A 24,718-nucleotide genomic window follows, 5' to 3' on the forward strand; every position below is an offset into this window, starting at 1 on the left:
ACGGAACGTTGACCTTTCCATACGAGATGACACGTCCTGCCGGTCCGGAACGCCCCGCAGCGTCATCATGACTATTCAGGCACGGCTTTCCCCTTGAACCGTCCGCAGGCGGCATGTAGGGTACGGCTGATGATCAAAACCGCCATTTTTGATTTTGACGGAACGCTTGCGGATACCATACCCCTGTGCCGGGAAGCCTTCCGCCGCGCCGTCCGGGAACTGGACGGCAGAACGTTGACGGATGAGGAAATCGAACGCCAGTTCGGGCCGGACGACCTGGGCGTCATCCAAAGACTGCTTCCCGGAAAGCCGGAACTGCACGAAAAAGGCAGGGAACTGTTCCTCCGCTATTACCGTGAGCTGCATCCGGAACTGGCGCCCACTCCCTTCCCCGGGGCGGCCGGACTGCTGCACGCCCTGCGCAGCCGCGGCATCCGTCTGGCCATGGTCACCGGCAAACGCCTGGAAAGCGCGGAGATTTCCCTTCAATTTTTCCATCTGGCCGAGTTCTTCCCCATTCTGGAAACAGGCTCCCCTGAGGGCGGCGTGAAGCCGGACCGCATCAGGCGGGCGCTGGACCGCCTGGACTCTTCCGCCGGGGAAGCCATCTACATCGGGGATTCCCCCACGGACGTGGACGCATGCCGCGCCGTTCCCATCCGCATTCTTGCCGCAGGATGGGCCGCGGAGGCGGATGTAAAGGGGCTCGAAGAACGGAAGCCTGACTACCTCCTGACCCGCTTTGAAGACCTGGACCGCTTTTTCCGGGAACATGATGGGAATGAGGGCCTTTAATATTGCAATCCCGCAGGAAATCGGACACCATTACTCACCCCGTTAACACCAATCCTTCCATGACTCCTCAGAAAGAATCCGGAAAAGAGGGCCTGAAAATCCTGCTCATGCTCGCCAGCGTCATCGTCATCACGGCCGGGCTGCAGGCGGGGAAGCCGGTGCTGCTCCCCATCGTCCTGTCCGGCTTTCTGGCGATCGTCAGTTACCCGCTGACCACTTTTTTCAAGGGACGTCTTCGTTTTCCGCACTGGCTGGCGGTAACCTTCACGGTGATCATGGACTTCGGCATTCTTGTGGGCCTGGCCTATCTGGCCCAGTACCTGGGGCAGGACCTGGCCCGGACGGTCACGGTCAAATACCAGCCCCTGATGATGGAGAAAATCCACGAACTCCGCGCCTTCCTCATTGAACGTGACTGGAACAATCTGGCGGACCAGATGCTTCAGGAACTCCCGGACCTGCTCAACGGGCAGCGCATCGTGGCGTTCTCCACGGGGGTGATGGGGCAGCTCGCCTCCATGCTGACCTTCACCACCCTGATTCTGATCCTGATGACCTTCTTCCTGGGAGAAGCCCCCCGCTTCCGGATGAACATCAACAAACTGGGCAACAACAGCGACACGGGCATCCGCAAATTTTCCAAAGCTCTGGCCGGAGTCCAGAAATACCTGATTATCAAGACCTTAATTAGCGCAGCCACCGGACTACTGGCCTTCCTGCTCTGCTATTACATGAAGGTGGACTTCCCGCTGCTGTGGGGCATCGTGGCCTTCGCGCTCAACTTCATCCCCACCTTCGGCTCCATCATCGCGGCCATTCCCCCCACCTTGCTCGCCATGCTCCTGATCAGCCCCACCGCGGGCATCATCGTAGCCGGCGGCTACCTGGTGATCAACACGGTCCTGGGGAGCTGCCTGGAACCCATGCTGCTGGGCCGCCAATTCGGCATCGTGACAAGCATGGTCCTGCTCTCCGTCATCTTCTGGGGCTGGGTATGGGGCCCCATCGGCATGCTGCTGGCCGTCCCCATCACCATGCTGATCAAGCTCGGGCTGGAAAGCTCCAAGGATCTCGCCTGGATCGCCCAGCTCATCGACAACCCCCCTACGCCCAGATTCCCGCTCCCTCCTCTCCATTCCGGGAAAACCAACGAAAGCACAACCAAGGAATAATCCATGCATTCATTCGCATATAAAAACGGCACGCTCTACTGTGAAAATGTCAACCTCCAGGAACTGGCGGACAAGGAAGGCACCCCCCTGTACGTCTATAGCAAGCAGACCATTCTGAACCATTTCCACCGCCTCAGGGAAGCCCTGGCGCCCCTTAACGCGGAAGTGGCCTACGCCGTCAAGGCCAGCTCCAACATCGCCATCCTGAACCTCATGGCCCGCAATGGCGCGGGGTTCGACATCGTTTCCGGCGGAGAACTCTTTCGCGTCCTCAAGGCCGGCGGAGACCCTTCCAAATGCACCTATGCCGGCGTGGGAAAAACAGAGGAGGAAATCCGCTACGCCCTGGAACAGGGCATTTACTGCTTCAATGTGGAATCGGAGGCGGAACTGCGCGCCATTGACGCCATCGCCGCGTCCATGGGAGTGAAAGCTCCGGTAGCCGTGCGCGTCAATCCCAATGTGGAGGCGGGGACGCACAAATACATCACCACCGGGAAGGCTGAAAACAAATTCGGCGTGGACTTTGAACTCATTGAACCTCTTTACGAGATGGCGGCCCGCGAACTTCCGAACCTCCAACTCAAGGGCCTGCAGATGCACATCGGCTCCCAGCTCACCCAGGCGAAACCCTTCCTGGAAGCCGTCAGGAAAGTGGCTCCGCTGGCCGCCGCGCTGAAAGAAAAGCACGGCATCGAATTCTTCTCCATCGGCGGCGGCATCGGCATCGTTTACCAGGATACGCTGGATTCCGGCGTCAAGGAATGGTGGAATGAAGACTGCGCCCAGCTCACGCTGAGCACTTACGCCCAGGCCGTCGTTCCCACCCTCCAGCCTCTGGGCCTGCATATCATCGTGGAACCGGGACGCCTCATCGTGGGAAATGCGGGCGCGCTCATCACCCGCTGCCTGTATGAAAAGACTGGAAAGGCCAAAACCTTTAAAATCGTGGATGCGGGCATGAACGACCTCATCCGCCCCGCCCTCTACCAGGGGTATCATGAAATCATCCCGGTCAGGGAACACCTCTCCGAATCCTGCATCACTACGGACGTCGTGGGCCCCATCTGCGAATCCGGGGACTTCCTGGCCCAGAACAGGGACATGACGGACGTGCGCCAGGGAGAACTCCTGGCCGTGCTGTCCGCCGGCGCCTACGGTTTTTCCATGTCCTCCAACTACAATTCCCGCCCCATGGCGGAAGAAGTGCTGGTGGACGGAAACCAGTGGAACGTCATCCGCAGCCGCCAGACCTGGGAAGACCTCATCCGGGGGGAATCCATTCCGGAATAACCTCCCTCATTTCATCTTTCTCCACTTTCAACAGGGCGTCTCACGAAGGTAAAAACCGGAAGGGGGGGGGCGTCCCTTTTCCTATTATTCCATGTTGACGGAAAAAATCATTTTCCCTTTCCTCCACGCTGTCGCTTCACTTTCATCCTTCCGGCGGCAGCGCCGCCTTCAGTAATACTAATTCGGTTCCACGCCCACCATTGACCCGCTAGGGGAACATGACGGCACGGAAAAGCCTTCAACCCGCCGCGAGACGAGAAAAAACGATATTTTTCCGCCTCCCTGGCCGTATACTGAAAATGAAATACTACCTGCGGACAGCATGCGGCGTCATCCTGGGGGCAATAGCCTGCGTGCAAGGCTTTGGAGCTACGGCCCATCATGACAGCTGCATCCAGGAAGGCTGGAAAGAGGAAATTCCCCAGCCGGTTTACCCTGACAAAGACCTCGTGGACCTTTACCATAAAACATGGGAAATCGCGGCCGGACGGGTAAGAAAAGGCCCTGAGGGCCTTCCCGGGTCGCCCTACATGGATGAAAACTGTTACGAAGACCAAATCTGGATTTGGGATACCTGTTTCATGGTGCTCTTCGCCAAGTATGCGCCGCATTCATTCCCCGGAGAGGGAAGCATGGACAACCTGTACAAGCCCATTTGGGATAAGGAAAAAACTCCGCTCCGCATTCACCTCGTGGACAACCCTCCGTTATTCGCATGGGTTGAAAAGGAATATTACGACTTTACCGGAAACAAAAACCGCATCCATGAAATCCTGAATCGGAAACAGTACCTTCAAAAACATTTTGACTGGTTTGCCAATGCCAAAGCGGGGGAACGTTTCGAATGCTCTCCCCAAAACATCTACCTGAACGCCATCGGTGAAGATGGCTTTACATGGACGGGGGGCGCCAGCGGAATGGACAACACGCCCAGAGGCCGGGACGCAGGCGGCTACAATAAGATTTTATGGATTGACGCCATTTCCCAGCAAGCCCTGAGCGCACGCTGCATGGCCCAATTGGAACAATCACTGGGCAATGCAGACGCAGCCGGGAAATGGGAGGCCATCTACCGCAAGCTGAAAGACAAAATAAACGAACTGTACTGGGATGAGCAGGACGGGTTCTACTATGATGTGGCGATAGAAAACAGGCAGCCCTGCCGCATCAGGACAATGGCCTCCTATTGGCCACTTTTAGCCGGAGTCGCTTCGCCGGCCCAGGCGGAAAAGATGGTAAAATACCTTCTGGACCCGCAGGAATTCGGTGGAGACTACCCGACGCCCACCCTTTCCCGCAGGGATAAGGACTACCATGGCCAAACCGGGGATTACTGGCGCGGCGGCATCTGGCTGCCCACCACGTACATGACCGTCAAGGCGCTTGAAGAATACGGCTACCATGAAGAAGCCGACACGATCGCTGAAAAAATCATCCGCCAGCAGCTTGCCGCTTACCATGGCATCAAACCGCACACGATATGGGAATGCTACAGCCCCAGTTCCAACGAGCCGTCTACCGAACATGGACGCAGGGCCCGGCCGGAATTTTGCGGCTGGTCGGCGCTGGGCCCCATTTCCCTCTTCATTGAAAACGTTCTGGGCTTCCATAAGATTTCTGCACTACGGAATGAAGTCCAGTGGAGATTGAAAAGGGAGAAAGGCAGGCACGGATTAAAAAATCTTCATTTCGGGACGACTACGACTGACATCGTTTTTGACGGCAAAAACACCGTTGGCGTAACAAGCAACAACCCTTATTCCCTAGTGATTAACGGCAAAAAATACGCCATCAAACCCGGCACCACTTCCATCATCCTGAAATAACACATCCTGATGTGCATTCCCGGATTTTCGAAAAAATCCGTGCCCCGGCATCAGCCCTGCGGCTTTCCGGTCCACCCCCGGCACGGGAGGCAGGGCTTCTTTATTCCCTTCAGGGCAAATCCCGTAAAGTTGCCTTGCGGACGCTTCTGGAATATACTATTTACTGTGAAACTTTTTCCTCCCTTTCCCGTCATGTTTTCCAAAAGCCTCCTTCTAGCCGCAGGCCTCCTGTTCGCGTCCGCCGCCTATTCCCTCCCCTCCAGGCCCGTACCGGGTGACCCGGCCATCATCCCCCTTCCATCCGCGCTGGATGTGGAAAAAAACAAGCCGGGATTTCTGGTCAGCAACACGCTGCCTGTTTCCAAAACGGGAGATAAAAGCTGCATTGCCTCTTTCGTGACGGGATTCTCCAACAACCTCCGGCAAATCAAGGTAAGCCCGGCTCCCTCCGCGGCCAATGCCGTGCAGATCCTCCTGAAAAAAGACGCCTCCCTGTCTCCGGAATGGTATTCCATCAAGGTCTCTACGCAGGGCATCGCCGTCTCATGCACGTCCCCCGCCGGAGCTTTCTATGCGGCGCAGACCCTCAAGCAGTCTCTGGAAAAGGATGCCGCCGGCCACTGGGCCCTTCCCTGCATGACCATCACGGACAGTCCGCGCTTCACGTGGCGCGGCATCATGATTGACAGCGGCCGCAATCCCCGTTCCATCGCGGAGCTGAAAACCATCATCGACCTGCTCGCCTGCTACAAGGTAAACACCATCCACTGGCACCTGACGGAAGACCAAGGCTGGCGGCTGGAAATCAAAAAATATCCCAGGCTCACCTCCATCGGCGCCACCCGCCCGGAAAGCCCCATTCCCGGCAACCGCAACAAGGGAGACGGAAAACCCTTCACCTTCTTCTACACCCAGAAGGAAGTAAAGGAGCTGGTGGACTACGCCAAACGCAGGCACATCACCATCGTGCCTGAAATAGAAACGCCGGGACACGCCGCGGCCGCCATCACGGCCTATCCCGAATTCGGCAACAAGGACATTCCCGGCTACAAGCCCCGGGTGGCGACGCGCTGGGGCATTCTCCCCTTCACGTTCAGTCCCACGGAACCCACCTTCAAATTCATTGACGGCATCCTGGAAGAAGTCTGCCAGCTCTTTCCGGATTCCCCCTACATCCACATAGGCGGGGACGAAGCCCCCAAGCAGCAGTGGAAAAACTCCCCCCAGGCCCAGGAGGTGATGAAGAAAAACGGCTTGAAAAACGAACAAGAACTCCAAAGCTACTTCGTCCACCGCGTGGAAAAACTCGTCAACGCGCGCGGCAAACAGATCATCGGCTGGGATGAAATCCGGGAAGGCGGCCTTTCCAAGACGGCCACCCTGATGGTCTGGCATGATCCCGGCATTGCCCGGGAAGCCATCAAGCACGGAAACAAGGTGATCATGACTCCCTTTGAAAGCACGTACCTGATCCGGCAGGAGGGTCCGCATCCGGAAGGCCCCGAATATGAAATGGCGACTTTCTCCACCATTCCGCTGCAAAAAGTCTATAACATGAATCCCGTTCCGAAGGGGCTCACCCCGGAACAGGAAAAAAACATCCTGGGCGTGCAGGGAAGCTGCTGGAGCGAATACATGACCACACTGGCCAAATGGCAGTACATGGTGTTTCCGCGCATGTTCGCCATCGCGGAGCTGGGCTGGACGCAGCCCGGCCGCAAGGACTTCACAGACTTCAAGGAACGCCTGGACAGGCACAAGCCCTTCCTGGATGCGCAGCGCGTCAACTACCGGACGGACTCCGGAGAACCGGCGCAGCCGGAGGCGAAAATGATCCGCGAATGACCATGTCCCGCAAGAGCTCTGCAACCCCTGCGCGCGCCTGAGTTCAGCCTTGCTCTCCCGAAAAAAAACACCTATCATGTCCCCGTTATGCCAATAGCCACACCAGAACAATACATTACCATGCTTGAAACGGCCAAGAAGGAAGGCTATGCCTATCCGGCCGTCAACGTGACCACGATCGAAGTGATCAACGGCGCCCTCCGCGCCTTCTCCGAAGCCAAGAGCGACGGCATCATCCAGGTTTCCATCGGCGGCGGCAAATTCGCCTCCGGCACCTCCATCGGCAGTTCCGCCCTTGGCGCCATTGTTCTGGCGGAAGCCACGCGCCGCCTGGCTGAAAAGCACAACGTGCTTGTAGCCCTGCACACGGACCACTGCCAGCCCGAACACGTGGACACCTTCCTGCGTCCCCTGATCGCCGAATCCCGCCGCCGCGTGGAACGCGGTGAAGCCCCCCTCTTCAACTCCCACATGCTGGACGCCTCCACGCTGCCCATGGCTGAAAACCTCAAGCTTTCCCGTGAACTGCTGAAGGAATGCGCCGAACTGGGCATCGTCCTTGAAATTGAAATCGGCGTCGTGGGCGGCGAAGAAGACGGCGTGGACAACTCCGGCCACCCCGCTGACAAGCTCTACACCTCTCCGGAAGACATGCTGATGACGTACGAAGCCCTGGCCCCCCTCGGCAAATTCATGCTGGCCGCCACCTTCGGCAACGTGCACGGCGTGTACAAGCCCGGCCACGTCAAGCTGAAGCCCAGCATCCTGCGCGACGGCCAGGAAGCCGTAGTCGCCAAGCACGGCGAAGCGGCCCGCATGCCCCTCGTTTTCCACGGCGGTTCCGGTTCCGAACTCTCCGACATCCGCGAAGCCGTTTCCTACGGCGTAGTCAAGATGAACATCGACACCGATACGCAATACGCCTTCACCCGCCCGATCGTCTCCCACATGTGCGAACACATCAACGGAGTGCTCAAGATTGACGGTGAAGTGGGCAACAAGAAGGACTACGATCCCCGTTCCTACCTCGCCAAGGGTGAAAAGGGAGTCGCCGCCCGTCTCCAGGAAGCCGCAGACAACCTCATGTCCGCCGGCAAGACCCTCTTCGGCAAGATATAAACAGCCCTTCAACGGCTTTGATGCAATGCCCGGTTTCCCCAAAGGAACCGGGCATTTTTTTCGCTCTTCGGACTGCGGATAAGAAATCCGCCAACTGGACGACAGCGGAACATTTTCTTTGAACCATCCATTTAATGGGAGGTTTGGAAGAAAAAAAAGCAGGGGCGTTCTTTTCCCATCGCTCTGCAATCCTCCTTTCTCCTGCTGCTACCCTTTCTGCCTCAAAAAAACATGTTGTCTGCGGATTTCTTATTCGTTAATGTTCGTTCGACTTTAAGACTGACTCCTTTTCGACATGAGCAACGAACTCCGCATTTTTCCCCCCGAGGTCCACTCTCCACACAAAACAACGCTGAAAGCGGTCCTCTCCACAGCTGCAGGCCGGGAATTCCATCAATACATGGATATTGAATCCACCGGAAACGTGGACATTGACAAAGACGACTTGGCGGACGCCTGGTGCATCTTCTTCATCCATAAAATGATGGAAACGGGCGGCGAATTCTCCGTTACAGGGCCGGGGCGCCTGTCCCGTTCCCTGCTGGTCAATCTGGACCGCTACGCGGAAGCCTGGAACCGCTGGATGCCCAACGTCTTTCACCGCGTCACCATCCATGCCGCCGAGCGAGACGACTCCGCTGTTCCCCAACGGGACGAAGCCATTTCCTGCTTTTCCGGCGGTCTGGACGCCTGCTTCACCGCCTACCGCCACCGGAAAGGCTTGGCAGGCCCCCAGACCCTTAATCTGACGGCCTGCGTGATGTTCCAGGGAGCGGACATTGCGGAAAACAACCAGGAACACTTTGACAAGGCTTTCTCCAAGGCCAGAGAATTGCTGGAAGACATCGGCATCTGCCAATTCTACCGCATCCGGACCAATTTCCGGAACATGGGGATGGATTACGAAATGACCTACCATACCATGCTGATGGGAGGAATGCGCGTTTTCACCTCCCGCTTCGGTTACTTCATGGCGGGCAGCGAAGGGTCCTATGACTCCTTCTCCTACCCCTGGGCCTCCAATCCCATCACGGACCACTATCTAGGCTCCCACAGCAAGGAAGCCGTCACGGACGGCATGGGGCATGATCGTACGGAAAAAGCCGGACTCATCGCGCAGTGGGATAAGGCCATGGCCCTGCTGAGATGTTGCTGGGAAGGTAAAGACGCGTCCGGCAACTGCGGCGTATGCACCAAATGCCGCCTGACCATCATGAACTTCATGGCCATGGGAGTGCCCAGGGACAAAATAACGTGCATGCCGCGCAACGCCATGAATGAAGATATCTCCCAAATTCAGTTTAACCGCCCTTTCCGCGTCCTCTATGCCCAGGAAATACTCAAGCATGCCAAGGCCAACGGACTGGGGCAGGAGCCCTGGGCGGTCACCTTGGAACGGCGGCTGGCGGAAAGGGATCTTCCGCCAACCGGCATGAGACATAAAATCCGCCAACTCTTCCAACACTCATGATCACGATTAACCATCCATCCGTACAGACAGAGGGAAATGCGGTTACCATCTCCTATCCCATTCTTCAGGACGGCCACGCGCCGCGCACGCTTTCGTTTACGGTAGACTCCCGTTTCCGTGACTTTTTGAATCCCGGCAGGGCGGATGGAGCCCTTGTGGCCCTGCTTCCATGGATTTCCCAGCAGGGCGGTCAGGTTCGCGTTCTTCCCGCCATCTCCGCGCACCTGTACCACTTCGGCATACGGCTCCTCTCCCATATCCTGACAGGAATAGGGCCTTTCCTGAAACCCGTTGAACTGGCGGGAGAAGTTCACGCGGAAGTTCTTTCCCCCATTCCCGGCTGCCGCATTGGTACGGGCGGGTCCCTGGGGGTGGATTCCCTGTGCACTATCGCGGAGCTGGAAAAGGCGGGGACGCCTGTCACCCACCTGTTCCACAATAACTGCGGCTCCCATTGGGGAAACCGGGAACTGCTTGAAGGCAGACGAAAGCTCAGCCGGAATTTTGCTGAAAAAAACGGTATGGAATTCGTCTGGATGGATTCATCCCTGTACGATTTTTATGGCAACGAGGGATATTTGAACTGGTTTCCCTTTTTGGATTCCGGCAGTGTGCTTGTCCTGAATGGATTAATGAATTCATACTGGACTTCCGCCACCTATCATATCAATCATCCGGATTTCACCACCAGGGACCGGAGGGATTACTGTGAATTCCATCTTCAATCCCACATTCTATCCGCGGCGGAAACGGAACAGGTACGTTTCCACCTGCATGGCCTGGATTTGGCAAGGTATGAAAAAACAGCCATCCTTGCCAATTATCCTCCTGCCTGCGACTTCCTCAATGTTTGCCTGGAACGCGCTTTCAACTGCGGCACATGCTTGAAATGCCGCCGTACGATTTCCCAGCTTTATCTGCTTGGTCATTTGCAGGAATTTTCCAAGGTTTTCAACTTGAGGGCTTTTCAAGACAAGCCGCTGCGCTTCCTCGCAAAAACGATTGTTCATTCAGGCCACTTCCAGCAGGAAATGCTTTATCTCTTGAAGCATTCCACAGTCCTTTCCCCATCTGAAAAACGGCAGGTATGGTTCCACTGCATCAGAAAGCAGCCTTCCCTGTTGTCCCGAAGTTCCCAGTAACCCAACCTCCTTCCGATTCCGGTTTCCCATGGCTACTTCCCAGCTCATTCCACAACAACAGGTCGATATTCAACCCAATGGGACTTCCCGCCTGTATTGCGATTTTATTTCTCCCGGTTATAACTGCCGGGTATGGGTAGACCTCGCACCCTTCGACCAGGCCCCCACAGTGGAAAACAATTTTGCAGACGCATGGATCAGGATGCTCATTTTTGAAATGATGCATGTCGGAGGCCGTTTTGAAGTGAAAGGGGCCGTCAGTCTTACTCTGCTTCGGAATTTGGAGCATTTCATGGAAGCCTGGTCGCAAATGCATCCTGAGTATCTTAACGTGGTAGATATCAAGCCGGACCGGATTATAGACGACAGAAACGCGCCGGTGGACGATTCTGCGGTTGCCCTCTTTTCCCAGGGGCTGGATGCGACCTTCGCCTTGTACAGGCATGCATCCCCACATCGGAAACCGCGGTATGATTCCCTGGATGTGAAAGCCTGCCTGCTGGTACAGGGCGGAGACCGGGGACTTTACGAAGAACCCCTGTTCCTGCGCTGTTATGAAAAAGCTCTCTCTACGATTGAGGAACTGGGCATCACGCGCCTTCTGCGCTGCGGAAGCAATTATCCTGAAATTTTCCCTCTGGATACATTCTGGAACAACCAGCTTAACTGGGGATTTCACTGGCAACTGGTTCATCTGGCGGCTTTGACAGGCATGGCATCCTTTTGGCAAAGGGATTATGGCAATGTACTGGTGGGGAGCACCTATCCCTATTCATCCGGCGTAGTGGATTTTGGCTCCAACTTTGTGACGGACCCCCTCCTTTCTTCCCGGCGATTCCGTGTGTATGAAGAAGGCTGGGGATTCACCCGGAGCCAGAAGGCAAAATTGGTCAGCCAATGGGAAAGAGGACTGCGCAACCTGAGAGTATGCTGGCACTCCAATCCGGATCAGGACAATTGCGGAGTATGCGAAAAATGCTTCCGGACCATCCTGAATTTCAAGGCCTCCGGAGCTTTTTATTTACGCGATATATCTTTGGATGAAATTCGCGACAAGGAGATATGGAATGAACACATCTTTTACGAATACCAGACCATTCTGGAAGATGCCGAAAAATGGGGAACTTCTCAGGAACCGTGGGCTCAGGCATTAAAGGAAAGGCTGTCCCTGGGTGTGTACCCGGCGCCCAAGCCATTGACTTTCCCTCAACGGATGGGAAAGAGAATCAAACACTTCCTGTACTATAAAAAAGAAGATGCGGCCAGCGTCCGCATCAAGATTCTTGGCCTTCGGATCTATAAACGTAAAAAAGAGGGTCCCCTGCATCAAAGCCGCGAATGATAAAGCCTGTCGCCATGCAAGCGCGCGGCGGCCATAAATATCCTCAAACCACCCGCTTCTTGCAAATCCGCAAGCCGCAGACCTTGACACGGAGCACTCCGTTCTCCTCCTTGCGGTAATAAAGGTACTTGGACAAAGCGGCGGCTTTCCCTATCTGCCGCGCATGCTTCGCCTTCCTTTCCCGGCAGCGGTCGAGGTCCGGTACAGTCAAAACCTTCTCCAGCCAGGGAAATTCACTCAACTCATTCAACAGATGTACGCGGGGAAAACGCTCCCGCAGGGACAACTCATAAATTCCGGAAATTTTGCCGTAAACATTGTCCATCAGAAAAACCTCCTTGCCCAGAAGAGCTCCGGAAATGCCCAGATGGAGCCTGTCCGTCAAGATGGCGTCAGGCTGGTCCAGCGCCTTCAAAAGCCAGCGGGTATAGGCAAAAGCGTGTTCCACCTCATCAATCACGCGTACGGAATACACGGAAAGGTCCGTATTCAAAGGGAGTTCCTTCAACGCTTGAGCGTGGCCGGTACTTTCCGGATCATCTCGCAGGCAAACGGCAAGCTTTCCGGCGCCGGGCAACGCTACCAAGGAAGTCTTGACATCCCTTTTCATGCGCTTGCCCCACGCCCGTTCCTCCATCTCCAGAAAAGGCAGCCTGACGGGCCGCTTCTTCAGCATCTCGGGCTCCGCGGCCACGGCCATGTCATCCGCCAGCAGGAATCGCGCCTTCCCATTCCTTGACAGGCAGTAGTCATAACTAGCCCGTTCCCGGCAAAACACGGTAAAACGTTCATCCAGCACATCCACCAGTTCATCACAATCCCTGAAGCTCTGGGGCAGGATCACGCACTTCCGGAGGCGCGGATCCGAAAAAAGGCGTACATAATGAGGCAGCATGCCAAAATAGGGGACAAAACCTCCCCCGCCGCCGTAAACCAGCGTTATTTCCTCCTTTCCTGCAGGGAGTTCCGGGCCGCATGAACTGAAATTCAGCTCTTCCCTTTCAAACAGGGCGACCGTGGAAGCGGCAATCAGGGCATCCCCCACATTCCCCTGGTTCATCATGTAATGGAACGGCCCCAGCTCACGCAGAAGCTCCATCATCGCGTGAACAGGGACAGGGGAACAGGAAATCCGGCTACAATCCATCGCCCTGATTCTACCTTACCGGCCATCAGGACGCAACTACATAGGACGGGGTCGCCTCTCCGGCGTTCCGGCACCTCTAGTTGCCAGCTTTGCGGGACTCCCTCACGCGGTCATTGGCGTTCAGGATGCGCTTGCGCAGGCGGATGAAATGGGGGGTGGCTTCCACCAGTTCATCAGGCTCAATGTACTCAATGGCGCGTTCCAGGGAAAAGGCGACGGGAGGGGAAAGCTGGATGCCGTCCCCCTTCGTGGCGGAGCGGATGTTGTTCAGGTGCTTTTCCTTGCACGGATTGACCGGCATATCCATCTGGCGCGGGTTTTCACCAACAATCTGGCCTTCGTAAATATCTTCCTGCGGCCCTACGAACAGACGGCCGCGTTCTTCCAGCGCCACCAGCGCGAACGGCGTGGAAACGCCCGTTTCCATGGAAACCAGGGTACCGGTGGTACGCGTGGTGATGTCCCCGGCGTAGGGGCCGTAATCCCGGAACAGGTGGGAGAAAATGCCGTGGCCGGACGTCAGGTTGACCAGCTCAAACTCAAATCCGATGATGCCACGGGTGGGAATATAGGCCTGGATGAAGGTGTGGCCCGTGCCCTCCTTGGAAATCATGTCTTCCATCTGTCCCTTGCGGGCGTGCAGAAGCTTCATGACGCCGTTGGCGTGCTCATCCGGAACTTCCACGTAAATCGTTTCATACGGCTCCGTAAGACGGTCACCTTCATCCCTCTTCATGATCACGGTGGGACGGGAAACGCACAGTTCGTAATTCTCGCGGCGCATGGTTTCCACCAGCACGGCAATCTGCATGGCCCCGCGGGCGGAAACGGAGAAAACGCCGGCCTTGTCCGTATCCTCCACCTGGATGGAAATATTCGTCCGCATCTCTCTCATCAGGCGGTCGCGAATCACGCGGGAAGTTACATTCTTGCCGTCGCGTCCGCCGAAAGGCCCGTTGTTGATGGAAAACTCCATGGAAATGGTGGGCGGGTCAATCGCCACAAACGGGAGGGGCTCCGTATCCGCGGAACCGCCCAGGGTCTCACCGATGTTCACGTTTTCAAACCCCGCCACGCCTACGATGTTGCCCGCCACGCCGATGGCCGAATCCGTGGTGCCCAGGCCGGAATATTCAAACATGCGGGTCACCTTGCCGGAAATGCAGGTGCCGTCGCTCTGGTGAAGCCATACGGTATCCCCCTTCTTCACGGTGCCGGAGGTGATGCGGCCAATGGCCACGCGGCCCACGTAGTCGTCCCAGTCAATATTGGAAACGAGCATCTTGAACTCCCCTTCCGGATCGGCGTCCTTAGGAGCGGGGATGTGCTCCACAATCTTGAACAGAAGAGGCGTGCAGTCCACAGGAGGTTCCCCCTCCATGGAATTCATGAAATAGCCGTCGCGGGCGGACCCGTACACAAAGGGAGCTTCAAATTGTTCGTCCGTGGCGCCCAGTTCCAGGAAAAGCTCCAGCACCTGGTCATGCACGGCGGCTGGGTCGGCATGGGGGCGGTCGATCTTGTTAATGACCACAATGGGCATCAGCCCTTCCTGAAGGGCCTTGCGAAGCACGAAACGCGTCTGGGCCTGCGGACCTTCAAAAGCGTCCACCACCAGCAGCACGCCGTCCACCATCTTCATCACACGCTCCACTTCCCCGCCGAAGTCCGCGTGGCCGGGGGTATCCACAATGTTGATCGTGTAGCCGTTCCAGAGGATGGAAGTATTCTTGGCCTTGATTGTGATTCCCTTTTCACGTTCCAGGTCCATGGAATCCATGGCGCGTTCCTGCACGGCCTGGTTGGCCCGGTAGGCTCCCCCCGCCTGCAAAAGTTGGTCGACCAGGGTCGTTTTCCCATGGTCAACGTGAGCGATAATGGCGAGGTTGCGGAACTTGGAAGGGTCTGACATTGCGCGCGAGAGCTAAAAGCACTGGAAAATAAATGTCAAGCCTGCTCCATGAATACCTCCATATATTTTTAACGCGCGCGTGCCTCTCCCGTTGCAGGTGACGGAACTTTTGTTCTCTCCGGTGAATTTATAGCTTCCCCCCCTCTTCAAATGGGGCTATCCTGCTCTGGCATAAATAATTTCTAAATTCTAGACAACGATGAAGATTTGGTTAGATGGAAAGCTGGAGGAACAGGAGGAGGCCAAGACCTCCGTTTTTGACCATGGTACGCTCTATGGCGACGGCATTTTTGAAGGTATCCGGTTTTACAACAAGCGCGTCTTCCGCCTGGAAGACCACATGGACCGCCTGTACAACTGCGCCCATTATCTGCTACTGGACATTCCCTATACCCGGGAGGAACTCTCCAACGCGGTATGCGAAACGGCGGCGGCTTCCGGCCTGAGCGACGGCTACATCCGCCTGGTGGTTACCCGCGGCGTTGGCAACCTGGGGCTCAACCCCTTCAACTGCAAACGCCCCAGCGTCTTCATCATTGCGGATAAAATCTCCCTGTACGATCCCGCCGTGTATGAAAACGGGCTGGCCCTGATCACCAGCTCCGTGCGCCGCAACCGTCCGGACGCCCTCTGCCCCCAGGTCAAATCCCTCAACTATCTCAACAACATCCTGGCCAAGATGGAAGCTGTGCGCCAGGGCGTAGCGGAAGCCCTGATGCTGAACGACCTGGGCAACGTGGCCGAATGCACGGGAGACAACATCTTCATCGTAAAAGACGGAGCCGTCTTCACGCCGCCCGTCACGGACGGCTGCCTGGACGGCATCACGCGCCGCGTGGTGCTGGAAATCTGCCGGGAACTGCAAATCCCGGCGGAGGAAAAAACCATGAACCGCTTTACCATCACCTGCGCGGATGAATGCTTCCTGACCGGCACGGCAGCGGAATGCGTCCCCGTCACCAAACTGGACGCCTACCAGCTGGGTTCCGGCAAAATCGGTCCGGTGACCGCCCGCATCCTGGCCCGCTTCCAGGAACTGACCCAGACCACGGGAACAGCCTTCTAAAGCCTGGCATTTCCTTTTTGACAGCAAAAACGGCCCCTCCTGTCCGGCGGGGCCGTTTTTTTTGCGCCACTGCATCAAAATCCGAAAGCGGCGCAACGCCATTCCATGAAATGTTCAGCTTGAAATCCACAGGAGGAGTGAAGCCGGAACATGAACGGATCAAACGCCTGTTTTTACAGTGCGGACCATCAGGAAACACGGTAAAAGAACACATCACCCCGGCATAAACGGAATGCGCTCACCCGGGAATGAAGGCCTCCAGGCCTTTAGGGCATACTCCACTCCAGAGCGAAGCGAAAGGATTCTTTAAAAAGCTGTCTCCGCCTTATCTCCTACGCACAAGGACAAAACCGGACACGTTCCGCTTCTGCCCCCATACCGGAACCGTTCCAGCCAGGAAAAAGGCGGGACTACTTCTTCTTCGGCAATCCGGTTTCCGGATCAAACTGCTTGGCCTGCTGGGCGTGCTCCTTCGTCTGGTAGAAACGGACGTAATCAATCAGGAACTTCACGGGATAACCGTTGCCATCCTTCGGAGCCTTTTCACACCAGTTGCCGCCCACGGCAGAATTGAGAATGAGGTAAAACGGCGTACGGAACGGATTGCCCGCCTCATTGGCATAATTGGTGGTATTCAGATCAATGGATTTCACCAGCTTGTCATCCACCATCAGCTTGATGGAATCCTTGTCCCACTCCATGACATACGTATGAAAATCATCGGAGAGGTTATCAATCTTCACCGTGCCTCCGCGGGAAGCATCCTTCTTGGACACGCCGTCCGGGCTCAAATGGAAGGTGGAATAAACCACATCCGGCTGCTGGGAAATATTCTCCAGCATATCAATCTCCCCATTGACGGGCCAGCCCCACTTGTTCTTGCCAAGCAGCCAGATGGCAGGCCAGATGCCCTTGGTTCTGGGAACCTTGGCCCGAACTTCCAGTCTGCCGAACATGAAATTCTTCGTCTTGATCGTCGTCACGGAACCGGACGTGTAGGGCATGAATTTGGTATTCTTAATCCAGTCCGACGGACTCTTCTTGTAATTGATATTGGCGAATTTCTCAAAATGGGTCTCCAGGACCAGGCAGCCGTCTTCCAGCCTCATGTTCTTGGGCCGTGCTGTATAGGTCTGCTGGGACCCCTGATTGCGTATCACACCCAGCTCCGGCTTCCACTTCTTGGCGTCTATCTTGGACCCGTTGAACTCGTCACCCCAAACATAAACCCATCCGCCGGGAAGGGTCTTCGGAGGCTTGGCGTCTTCTCCCTTTACGGACATGCACAGGCATGCGGCCAACAACACGGCAAACAGGCTCTTCTTCATACGGACCAATACTGTACTTGGAACCGCAGCCTTTCAAACAAAATACGTCCGGACGGGCGCCTTTTCCCTCCCTTCCCTTGCAGGATGGCGGAAATACCCTGTAAAATGGATAGAAACTCTCTTCCGCCGCATGCTATGATTACGGTATGAAGACCACTCCTTCACCCCGTGGCCGGGCCCTTCTTCATCAAACCCCCGTGGGGGCCATCGTCATCGTGGAAAACGGAACGGCCGTCACGCACGTTTTCTTTAGCCGCATGGTGCAACCGGAGCATGTGGAATGGGAGGAAACGCCCCTGCTGCGCCAAACAGCCAGCCAACTGGACGAATACTTTCAAGGTGCCCGCCGCATGTTTGACGTGCCCCTTTCTCCGCAGGGAACGGAATTTGAGCAAACGGTCTGGAAGGCCCTTCAAACCATCCCCCATGGGGAAACCAGAAGCTACGGCGATATCGCCCGGCAAATTGGACAGCCATCAGCCTGCCGGGCCGTGGGGCATGCCAACAACCAGAACCCCATCAGCATCATCATTCCCTGCCACCGGGTCATTGGAGCCAATGGAAAACTGACCGGTTATGCGGGCGGCCTGACTATCAAGCAATATCTGCTGGAACTGGAACAGGGTGCCGTGGCTCCCTTCATGCTGTTCCCGGATGCGGAACGCGCCCGATGGAATACCCCTGCCAGCTCGTGAAAACGGCGGAAAAGCTTGAATTGGCCTACTGCTGCGCGGCGTCCGCCGCCTGCGGAGGCGTCATGGACTTCAAGGCTGCCTTGGGAGACTCAATGCCGAGCCACTGAAGGGGCAGCAATTCTCCCGTCACCTTGTAATGCTTGTAAGTCAACCCGGCAAAAACGGCCAGAAAAAACATCAGGACGGCATACAGGGCCATCCACAAATAATTCTTCCGCGCCGTACGGGTGGCCTCGTCCGCCAATTGCTGCAAATTCCGCATGGCGGCGGAAGGAGCTGCCTCTTCCTCCCCCGCTTCGGTCGGCTCGGGAATGAGTCCCGGAGAAGGCTCTTCGGCAAACCGGAGCCTGGCATCTCCCAGGGCAATTTCGTCGCCATCGTAAAGAGAGGCGGCACCCATGGGCGTGAGCCCGTTGATCTTGATTCCGTTAGTTGAACCCAGGTCTTCCAGAACATACGCGCCCTCCTTGAACTGAAGCAGGGCGTGTTCTCCGGACACGGACTGAAAAGGCAGCACTATTTCACAATGTTCGTCGCGTCCGATGCGGGCGAAATATTCGCCGTTCTTCGGAAGAACGATGGTTTTCTCGGAACCGTCGGGCAATTGGATGGAAAGGCGGGGCATGATTCACGGGCATCATGCCATGCCGACGCTGATTTTCAATCCAAAAGACCGTTTGCCCGGCATGCCCGGGAAAAAAGCGGTTGCATGCGCCTCTCCTTCAGAAGGCGGATTCCATGAAGTTCCATCATGCGGCTCCATTTTTCCAGACTTCTGACCAGCAGGAGTTTCCCAAAAGATATTCTTAATAGATAATTCACACACTTTAAATCTCCTATATAAAACGTTCCTCCGGATAGTGAATTGACATCCCGGACCCGCGGCGGCTAACATCAGGCATGAACGCCACGCAAGCATCAGCTTTCAAGGGATACAATCTGCTGACGGCCGCCAAATCGGTAATTTCCAAATACGCTGTATTTTCCGGGAGGGCTACCCGTTCGGAATATTGGTACTGGGTATTGGGGCAGACTGCCGTCCTGCTCCTGTTGGACATGGCCTTCACCATCTTCATGATCATCCTGTTTGCCTGCCATCATCCGCAGCAAATGTCATCAACTGAAACTTTTACCTATGGCATGGCAGGTGCCGTTCCCCTTCTGCTATGGAGTCTATTTACCGTGATTCCTTCGCTGGCCGTCACATGCAGGCGCCTGCATGACACCAACAAAGGCGGAATTATGCTGCTGCTTTATCTGGTTCCGCTGATAGGGAGCATTATTCTTCTCATTTACTGCTGTGAAGACAGCCAGCGGGGAACGAACCAATACGGACCGTCGGAAAAATACCCGGGGTTGCCGTAATTTTCCGGAATTTCCTTTTGCCAAACAGCTTTCCGGTTCACTGGAAAAGTTAGCGGCACATGCCATGGAAAAGCCGTACAGTCCTGCACTTGTCTTGCGTTTTGGGGGGAAATGCTTCATATTCAGAACATGTTTGTTGACAACATCCGCATATTTGCCAGGGCAGGAAAGGGAGGAAACGGGCTGGTCAGCTTCCGCAGGGCCAAATTCGTGCCCAAGGGCGGTCCGGACGGAGGAGACGGCGGCGATGGCGGAAGCGTCATTCTGGAAGTGGACCCGCACACGAATGACCTGCGCTCCTTTTTCTACGACCCCAAATTGATCGCCACGGATGGAGTAGGCGGACAAAGCGCCAAAAAGCATGGCAAAAACGGCAAATCCGTCATCGGGAAAGTTCCCCCCGGCACCATCATCTACCGCAGCAATGCCTCCTCCATGGCGGAGGCGACCTGGCTGGAACGGGAAGGCGAAGGCATCGAGCTGGAAAAAATTGCGGACCTGACGGAAATCGGCACCCGGTTCACGCTGTGCCAGGGCGGCATCGGCGGAAAGGGCAACTGGCATTTCCGCTCTGCGACCAACCAGGCGCCTACGGAAGCCGAGATGGGAACGGAAGGGGAGGAAGGCGTCTTCTTCATGGAACTGCGCCGCATTGCGGACGCCGGACTGGTGGGCTATCCCAACGCGGGAAAGAGCACCTTGCTGGGAGACATCTCGGAAGCCAAGCCCAAAGTCGCCAACTATCCCTTCACCACGCTCCAGCCCATCATCGGCGTAGTGGAATTCGACAGCTTCCGCCGCTGCGTTGTGGCGGACATTCCCGGCATCATTGAAGGCGCGCACAACAACCGCGGCCTGGGACATGAATTCCTGCGCCACATCACGCGCTGCAAGGTGCTCGTCTTCGTTCTGGACATGGCCGGCAGCGAAGGCCGCGACCCCATTGAAGACCTTCAAAACCTCCGCACGGAAATCAAGCTGTACAGTGAAGATCTGGCCAAACAGCCCTGGTTCGTCGTCGCCAACAAAATGGACCTGGAAGGGGCGGAAGAAAACCTGGCCAACTTCCGCATGCGTTTTCCTAAGGTGGACGTCATCCCCCTTTCCGCGCTCAACGGAGAAGGCATTTCCCGGCTCAAGAGCAAGCTTGACGAACTTGTAGGCTATAAATTCGTCCGTTAAAACCATCCGTCCAACCCTCTCTCCCTTCCACATGACCGCTCCGCTTGCCGCAACGACAGACCCCGACCAGCTCTTGTGCCGTATCGCCGGAATTGGAGACCTCTTCGCCATTGAAGGGGAATTCGTCACCGGCAAGGAAATCCCCAGCGGCCACATCAACACCACTTACAAGGCCACCTACCGCAAAAGCGACGGAACGGAAGACTCCTACATCCTCCAGCGCATCAACGACTATGTCTTCAAGGACCCCAGAGCCGTCATGCGCAATGTGGAGAAAGTCACGCGGCACATCAACTGGAAAGTCCTGCGCCGCCTGAAGGACTCCGCCGGGCAGACCCTCAACCTCTATCCGGCACGCGGCGGCCGCAACTACATCGACATTCCCGGCGACGGCATCTGGCGCTGCTACAATTACCTGGCAGGCACGCATACCTACGACGTGGTGGAAAACACCCGCCAGGCGTACCAGGCCGGATTTGCATTCGGCTCCTTCCAGGACTTGATCAGCGACATGAATCCGGACGACATCGTGGAAACCATTCCCGGATTCCACCACACCCGGAACCGCTTCAACCGCCTGGTGGAAGTGGCGGCGCAGGATCCGCAGGAACGCCTTTCCACCTGCCTTCCGGAACTGGACTTCATCAAGGCGCGCGAGCAGGACGTGGACCGTTTGCTGGACCTCCAGGCCAGCGGCGTGCTTCCCACCCGCATCACCCATAACGACACCAAAATCAACAACGTCATGCTGGACGAGGATACGGACCACGCCGTCTGCGTCATTGACCTGGATACGGTCATGCCCGGCCTTGTGCTGTACGACTTCGGCGACATGGTGCGCACCGTTACCCCGCCTACGGAAGAAGATGAGGAAGACCTGGACAAGGTGCGCATGCGCATGCCGATGTTCCAATCCATTGTGGAAGGGTATCTGGCCGCCGCCCACGGCTTCCTGACCCAGGCGGAAATAGACCAGCTTGCTTTTTCCGGAAAACTCATCACGCTGGAAATCGGCATCCGGTTCCTGACGGACTACCTGGAAGGAGACCAATACTTCAAGGTTTCCCGCCCGGACCACAACCTCATCCGCTGCCGCACGCAGCTCAAGCTGGTGGAATGCATTGAACAGGAACTTCCGTCCATGGAGCAATATGTCAAGCGCGTGGCCAAGGGGATGTCCAGAAAATAGAGTGGGAGCTCTCTCTCCTTCTTTTCCATTCTCTCCGGGACGGCTATGCCGTCCCTTATTATTTATATTATTTGAACACTGCGGCGATTTCCATAATCCAAGAAACATTCCACGCAATCGCCACAGACCATGTTTGAAATACCGGATATTCAACTCAATCAATATGGCAAGCCGGCAAGGATCATGTATCTGGCCCCGTATGCCCCCGACGCTCCCGATTTCTCCAAAAAACCCTACACGGGCAACGGAGGCTATCCCCAGTACCACTACAACATTTACAAGGCCATTCAGGACATCGGCTATGACGTCGTCTCCTCCTCCAAGCCCTATTCCGTGCAATTCGCCAAAGGAAACGTGGACTATGTATTCTCCCTGATGAACAGGTTCGGCATGTCCAAGCCTGAAATATTCATCTCCTCGTACTGCGAATTCATCCAGGTCCCCTATTTGGGCGCCCCGCCCAACATCCGCGCCATTGCGGAAGACAAGCTCCTGACCAAGCTGGTATTCCGCTCCCTGGGCCTGAACATGCCGGAGGGCATCGGGCTTTCCGGGGAAAAAGGCATTCCGGACAAGGCGCCCTTTCCCGGCCCCTACTTCGTCAAAAAACGGTTTGGAGCCGCTTCCGGCAGTATTCGGGAAGACAGCATCTGCGGCTCCTGGGAGGCGGTAGCCGCGTGCGCCCGGCGCCTGATGGAGGAAGGGCATGAAGTGCTCGTGGAACAATACTGCGAAGGCATTGACGTCACGGTTCCCGTGCTGGGGGGTGAAAAACCCGTCATCCTGGGATACGTGCAGCCGAAATCCGACAAACCGGGCAGCATCATCACGGAAGACCTGAAACTGCATGACCACCTGGGCTACCAGACAGTCTCCGTGCACGGCCTGGAACAGGACATCGCCAACGACGTGCAGAAAGTCTGGGACGCCCTGGGGCCGATGGACTATTTCCGCATCGACTACCGGATTGACTTTGAAAAAGGCGAACGGCGCATCCTGGAAATGAACATCTGCTGCCACCTGGGCAAAAGCGGCTCCATCTGCCTGGCGGCCGCAGAACACGGCTACTCCCAGGCGGACCTCCTCAAATACATCATCGCCTACAGCATGAACAGGCAGAAAAACCTCTGCCGATACGGCACGTGGCTTATCTGACCATGTGCGCCAACAGATCATCCACCTATCATGGCGGGGAGAAAGTTGCTAATCCGGTATCCGACTGATTGCTTCAAACACTTCCAGCCAGCTTTCCCTGGACGCTTCCAGCCCTCCCAGCGCCATGCCGCGTTCCCGGGCAGCGGAGGCCATATCCTCCCGGTAATGCGGTTCCCACGCCATCTTGGTGGCGTATGTGATGAAATCCCCGGGGCTTTCGCACAGCCATCCGGTCTTCCCGTGTTCCACCATCTGTTCCCAGCCTCCGCGCTTGTCCACAATAAGCACGCTTCCGCTCGCCATGGCCTCAAAGCCCACGCGCGGCCAATTCTCCGTCGTATCCGTGGGTTGCAGCACGATGTGGCATCTTTGGTAAAACTCCTGCTGGGATAGAGACCTCTGGTCATGGAACGTCTCCACCCAGTCGGGCGGCCTTCCGGTCTTCGCCTCGCTCCGCTGATCAAAGCCAAGAAAAGTTCCTCTCTTCCGGACGGGTGAAGCAAAATGCTCGTAAATGTGCCACGTGTCCTTGCTGAATTTATCCTCATCCTGCCTGGAAATGTGTCCCGCGCCGAACCAGTCCGTAGAACGCTGTGCAATAAAAGGAAAATCGGTTGTGTCAAAATACGGCTTGAACGTCATGAAGCGGATGGACGGATCGGCATTCAAGGCTCTCAGGCGCGGCATCATGTTCTTCCTCACCCGGTCATTCTGGTAAAGAAACAGGGAAATATCTCCCCTCTTCATGGCTTCCTTTTCGCTGCCGAAAAGCCAGGTCATGCAATTGACGAAGACCGTCCTCCTCGTCCGTTTCCGTATTTCCGGCAGTGCTGTCAGGAACTCTTCATTGCAAAAACTGATGACGGGAGCCCCTTCCGGAATGGCTGACCAGTCGTATCCTTCATGTACCGTGACGCCCTGCCCAACCATTTCCGGATAGAGCTCGGCACGGTGCACGTTTTTTTGGGTGGGAATGAGATGAATATCCACACACATGTGCCTCCAAACCTTAATCTGGTGGTAAAGCTCGGCTCCCGCCCCTCCATAGAGGGACGGAAACCCGATGATGTAGAGAGAGTCCATAGTTAGTTATTCCATTGTAGAGGACATATCCCTAAGAATTAACATATGAATTGTTACTTATTCCTTATTGCCATGTCTAATATTTTTAAGGCATTATCACATCCATCAGTAAAATAATTATCCTTATTTTGAAATAATATCCATTTCCTAACGATGCTGAGTTGATCTTTTGTATAGGAATGATATATATAATCTACTTCTTTTTGTACGTAGTCCCGTATTCTTTCTGAAAAACAAATTATAATAAGTTTATTCATCATCCATTCCTCAGTGTCTATCATATAATTATTTGCTCCTGATATTTCCTCCATATAGGAATTCCTGATAATAGAAGGGAAAAAATATGAAAGGGCACAGGTCGATGAAAAATTGATAAACTCTGCATTGTGATACCATTGAATGGCAGGAACATCAATCCAACGTTTATTTAAAAATGGTTTGACACATTCTGTTGCTTCATCATCAGGATAATCCGGATTTCCAATGAGCTCCCGAATGTTGGTTGTCGGAAAAAAAGAATTTCCAAGAGGAAACTCTTTTTCCACTTCCTGAATCATATTATTCAGACTCTCATGGGAATAATAAGCCATA

The 24,718-nt window shown here is 55.6% G+C and carries 22 protein-coding genes; 16 read left to right on the forward strand and 6 right to left on the reverse strand.

Annotated elements, in window-relative coordinates; translation table 11 throughout:
- The first annotated feature begins 129 nt into the window (after positions 1-129).
- The 9 genes from J5W70_RS03975 to J5W70_RS04015 all read left to right on the forward strand — a co-directional run bounded on the left by J5W70_RS03975 (position 130) and on the right by J5W70_RS04015 (position 12,005).
- On the forward strand, positions 130-795 hold the full coding sequence (locus tag J5W70_RS03975; protein WP_022396360.1) for an HAD family hydrolase: 666 nt from the start codon (positions 130-132) through the stop codon (positions 793-795).
- 59 nt (positions 796-854) lie between these two features.
- Entirely contained in the window at positions 855-1,967 is a 1,113-nt protein-coding gene (locus tag J5W70_RS03980) for an AI-2E family transporter (RefSeq protein ID WP_022396361.1), read from the forward strand.
- Between the two features lie 3 nt (positions 1,968-1,970).
- Positions 1,971-3,260 (forward strand): diaminopimelate decarboxylase, encoded by a 1,290-nt coding sequence (lysA, locus tag J5W70_RS03985; protein WP_022396362.1) that lies wholly within the window; start codon positions 1,971-1,973, stop codon positions 3,258-3,260.
- A gap of 299 nt (positions 3,261-3,559) precedes the next feature.
- Positions 3,560-5,086, forward strand: coding sequence for an amylo-alpha-1,6-glucosidase (locus J5W70_RS03990; RefSeq protein WP_022396363.1), 1,527 nt, complete (start codon positions 3,560-3,562; stop codon positions 5,084-5,086).
- A 192-nt stretch (positions 5,087-5,278) separates the two neighbouring features.
- Positions 5,279-6,931, forward strand: coding sequence for a beta-N-acetylhexosaminidase (locus J5W70_RS03995; RefSeq protein ID WP_022396364.1), 1,653 nt, complete (start codon positions 5,279-5,281; stop codon positions 6,929-6,931).
- An 87-nt stretch (positions 6,932-7,018) separates the two neighbouring features.
- Positions 7,019-8,050 (forward strand): class II fructose-bisphosphate aldolase, encoded by a 1,032-nt coding sequence (gene fbaA, locus J5W70_RS04000; RefSeq protein ID WP_102721576.1) that lies wholly within the window; start codon positions 7,019-7,021, stop codon positions 8,048-8,050.
- Positions 8,051-8,450: 400 nt separating this feature from the next.
- Positions 8,451-9,521 (forward strand): hypothetical protein, encoded by a 1,071-nt coding sequence (locus J5W70_RS04005; protein WP_102721577.1) that lies wholly within the window; start codon positions 8,451-8,453, stop codon positions 9,519-9,521.
- Positions 9,518-10,663 carry a hypothetical protein gene (locus J5W70_RS04010; RefSeq protein WP_022396367.1) on the forward strand — a complete coding sequence of 382 codons (1,146 nt, stop codon included), beginning with the start codon at positions 9,518-9,520 and terminating at the stop codon, positions 10,661-10,663. The genes J5W70_RS04005 and J5W70_RS04010 overlap by 4 nt, the downstream gene beginning before the upstream one ends.
- 28 nt (positions 10,664-10,691) lie before the next feature.
- The gene (locus J5W70_RS04015) at positions 10,692-12,005 is read left to right on the forward strand and encodes a hypothetical protein (protein WP_022396368.1); all 1,314 of its coding nucleotides are present in this window, start codon (positions 10,692-10,694) and stop codon (positions 12,003-12,005) included.
- A gap of 43 nt (positions 12,006-12,048) precedes the next feature.
- Here the strand turns inward: J5W70_RS04015 and J5W70_RS04020 are convergent, their stop codons facing one another.
- On the reverse strand, positions 12,049-13,107 hold the full coding sequence (locus J5W70_RS04020; protein WP_180972958.1) for a polysaccharide pyruvyl transferase family protein: 1,059 nt from the start codon (positions 13,105-13,107) through the stop codon (positions 12,049-12,051).
- A 121-nt stretch (positions 13,108-13,228) separates the two neighbouring features.
- Positions 13,229-15,064, reverse strand: coding sequence for a translational GTPase TypA (gene typA / locus J5W70_RS04025; RefSeq protein WP_022396370.1), 1,836 nt, complete (start codon positions 15,062-15,064; stop codon positions 13,229-13,231).
- A 199-nt stretch (positions 15,065-15,263) separates the two neighbouring features.
- On the opposite strand from typA, the gene ilvE reads away from it, so the two are divergent.
- Positions 15,264-16,130, forward strand: coding sequence for a branched-chain-amino-acid transaminase (ilvE, locus tag J5W70_RS04030; protein WP_022396371.1), 867 nt, complete (start codon positions 15,264-15,266; stop codon positions 16,128-16,130).
- Between the two features lie 410 nt (positions 16,131-16,540).
- Here ilvE and J5W70_RS04035 read toward each other — a convergent pair whose 3' ends face one another.
- A complete protein-coding gene (locus J5W70_RS04035) occupies positions 16,541-17,458 on the reverse strand; it encodes a glycoside hydrolase family 16 protein (protein ID WP_022396372.1) in 918 nt (305 codons plus the stop codon).
- A 146-nt stretch (positions 17,459-17,604) separates the two neighbouring features.
- Between J5W70_RS04035 and J5W70_RS04040 the strand changes: the two genes are divergently transcribed.
- Positions 17,605-18,153: a methylated-DNA--[protein]-cysteine S-methyltransferase gene (locus J5W70_RS04040; RefSeq protein ID WP_022396373.1), complete on the forward strand. Its 549-nt coding sequence runs from the start codon at positions 17,605-17,607 to the stop codon at positions 18,151-18,153.
- Positions 18,154-18,178: 25 nt separating this feature from the next.
- Here the strand turns inward: J5W70_RS04040 and J5W70_RS04045 are convergent, their stop codons facing one another.
- Positions 18,179-18,778, reverse strand: coding sequence for an FHA domain-containing protein (locus J5W70_RS04045; protein ID WP_022396374.1), 600 nt, complete (start codon positions 18,776-18,778; stop codon positions 18,179-18,181).
- Positions 18,779-18,797: 19 nt separating this feature from the next.
- Between J5W70_RS04045 and J5W70_RS12750 the strand changes: the two genes are divergently transcribed.
- The 5 genes from J5W70_RS12750 to J5W70_RS04065 all read left to right on the forward strand — a co-directional run bounded on the left by J5W70_RS12750 (position 18,798) and on the right by J5W70_RS04065 (position 23,044).
- Positions 18,798-18,932 carry a hypothetical protein gene (locus J5W70_RS12750; RefSeq protein ID WP_257228122.1) on the forward strand — a complete coding sequence of 45 codons (135 nt, stop codon included), beginning with the start codon at positions 18,798-18,800 and terminating at the stop codon, positions 18,930-18,932.
- A gap of 121 nt (positions 18,933-19,053) precedes the next feature.
- Positions 19,054-19,518 carry a DUF805 domain-containing protein gene (locus J5W70_RS04050; RefSeq protein ID WP_022396375.1) on the forward strand — a complete coding sequence of 155 codons (465 nt, stop codon included), beginning with the start codon at positions 19,054-19,056 and terminating at the stop codon, positions 19,516-19,518.
- Between the two features lie 129 nt (positions 19,519-19,647).
- Positions 19,648-20,700: a GTPase ObgE gene (gene obgE / locus J5W70_RS04055; protein WP_102727343.1), complete on the forward strand. Its 1,053-nt coding sequence runs from the start codon at positions 19,648-19,650 to the stop codon at positions 20,698-20,700.
- 31 nt (positions 20,701-20,731) lie between these two features.
- A complete protein-coding gene (locus J5W70_RS04060) occupies positions 20,732-21,889 on the forward strand; it encodes a phosphotransferase enzyme family protein (RefSeq protein WP_022396377.1) in 1,158 nt (385 codons plus the stop codon).
- 129 nt (positions 21,890-22,018) lie between these two features.
- The gene (locus tag J5W70_RS04065) at positions 22,019-23,044 is read left to right on the forward strand and encodes a D-alanine--D-alanine ligase family protein (RefSeq protein WP_022396378.1); all 1,026 of its coding nucleotides are present in this window, start codon (positions 22,019-22,021) and stop codon (positions 23,042-23,044) included.
- A 48-nt stretch (positions 23,045-23,092) separates the two neighbouring features.
- Here J5W70_RS04065 and J5W70_RS04070 read toward each other — a convergent pair whose 3' ends face one another.
- Together J5W70_RS04070 and J5W70_RS04075 are read right to left on the reverse strand one after the other, a co-directional pair.
- Complete coding sequence (locus J5W70_RS04070; protein WP_022396379.1) at positions 23,093-24,127, reverse strand: glycosyltransferase; 1,035 nt, start codon at positions 24,125-24,127, stop codon at positions 23,093-23,095.
- Between the two features lie 53 nt (positions 24,128-24,180).
- Complete coding sequence (locus J5W70_RS04075; protein WP_022396380.1) at positions 24,181-24,717, reverse strand: hypothetical protein; 537 nt, start codon at positions 24,715-24,717, stop codon at positions 24,181-24,183.
- Position 24,718 lies beyond the last annotated feature (1 nt).

This window comes from Akkermansia massiliensis, from assembly GCF_018847375.1.
Classification (GTDB): Bacteria; Verrucomicrobiota; Verrucomicrobiia; order Verrucomicrobiales; family Akkermansiaceae; genus Akkermansia; species Akkermansia massiliensis.

What these genes read in the sequence shown, in the direction of transcription:
- J5W70_RS03975 (WP_022396360.1), top strand. Translation starts at nt 130, where the DNA reads ATGATCAAAACCGCCATTTTTGATTTTGACGGAACGCTTGCGGATACC.
- J5W70_RS03980 (WP_022396361.1), top strand. Translation starts at nt 855, where the DNA reads ATGACTCCTCAGAAAGAATCCGGAAAAGAGGGCCTGAAAATCCTGCTC.
- lysA (WP_022396362.1), top strand. Translation starts at nt 1,971, where the DNA reads ATGCATTCATTCGCATATAAAAACGGCACGCTCTACTGTGAAAATGTC.
- J5W70_RS03990 (WP_022396363.1), top strand. Translation starts at nt 3,560, where the DNA reads ATGAAATACTACCTGCGGACAGCATGCGGCGTCATCCTGGGGGCAATA.
- J5W70_RS03995 (WP_022396364.1), top strand. Translation starts at nt 5,279, where the DNA reads ATGTTTTCCAAAAGCCTCCTTCTAGCCGCAGGCCTCCTGTTCGCGTCC.
- fbaA (WP_102721576.1), top strand. Translation starts at nt 7,019, where the DNA reads ATGCCAATAGCCACACCAGAACAATACATTACCATGCTTGAAACGGCC.
- J5W70_RS04005 (WP_102721577.1), top strand. Translation starts at nt 8,451, where the DNA reads ATGGATATTGAATCCACCGGAAACGTGGACATTGACAAAGACGACTTG.
- J5W70_RS04010 (WP_022396367.1), top strand. Translation starts at nt 9,518, where the DNA reads ATGATCACGATTAACCATCCATCCGTACAGACAGAGGGAAATGCGGTT.
- J5W70_RS04015 (WP_022396368.1), top strand. Translation starts at nt 10,692, where the DNA reads ATGGCTACTTCCCAGCTCATTCCACAACAACAGGTCGATATTCAACCC.
- J5W70_RS04020 (WP_180972958.1), bottom strand. Translation starts at nt 13,107, where the DNA reads ATGATGGAGCTTCTGCGTGAGCTGGGGCCGTTCCATTACATGATGAAC.
- typA (WP_022396370.1), bottom strand. Translation starts at nt 15,064, where the DNA reads ATGTCAGACCCTTCCAAGTTCCGCAACCTCGCCATTATCGCTCACGTT.
- ilvE (WP_022396371.1), top strand. Translation starts at nt 15,264, where the DNA reads ATGAAGATTTGGTTAGATGGAAAGCTGGAGGAACAGGAGGAGGCCAAG.
- J5W70_RS04035 (WP_022396372.1), bottom strand. Translation starts at nt 17,458, where the DNA reads ATGAAGAAGAGCCTGTTTGCCGTGTTGTTGGCCGCATGCCTGTGCATG.
- J5W70_RS04040 (WP_022396373.1), top strand. Translation starts at nt 17,605, where the DNA reads ATGAAGACCACTCCTTCACCCCGTGGCCGGGCCCTTCTTCATCAAACC.
- J5W70_RS04045 (WP_022396374.1), bottom strand. Translation starts at nt 18,778, where the DNA reads ATGCCCCGCCTTTCCATCCAATTGCCCGACGGTTCCGAGAAAACCATC.
- J5W70_RS12750 (WP_257228122.1), top strand. Translation starts at nt 18,798, where the DNA reads ATGCCGACGCTGATTTTCAATCCAAAAGACCGTTTGCCCGGCATGCCC.
- J5W70_RS04050 (WP_022396375.1), top strand. Translation starts at nt 19,054, where the DNA reads ATGAACGCCACGCAAGCATCAGCTTTCAAGGGATACAATCTGCTGACG.
- obgE (WP_102727343.1), top strand. Translation starts at nt 19,648, where the DNA reads ATGTTTGTTGACAACATCCGCATATTTGCCAGGGCAGGAAAGGGAGGA.
- J5W70_RS04060 (WP_022396377.1), top strand. Translation starts at nt 20,732, where the DNA reads ATGACCGCTCCGCTTGCCGCAACGACAGACCCCGACCAGCTCTTGTGC.
- J5W70_RS04065 (WP_022396378.1), top strand. Translation starts at nt 22,019, where the DNA reads ATGTTTGAAATACCGGATATTCAACTCAATCAATATGGCAAGCCGGCA.
- J5W70_RS04070 (WP_022396379.1), bottom strand. Translation starts at nt 24,127, where the DNA reads ATGGACTCTCTCTACATCATCGGGTTTCCGTCCCTCTATGGAGGGGCG.
- J5W70_RS04075 (WP_022396380.1), bottom strand. Translation starts at nt 24,717, where the DNA reads ATGGCTTATTATTCCCATGAGAGTCTGAATAATATGATTCAGGAAGTG.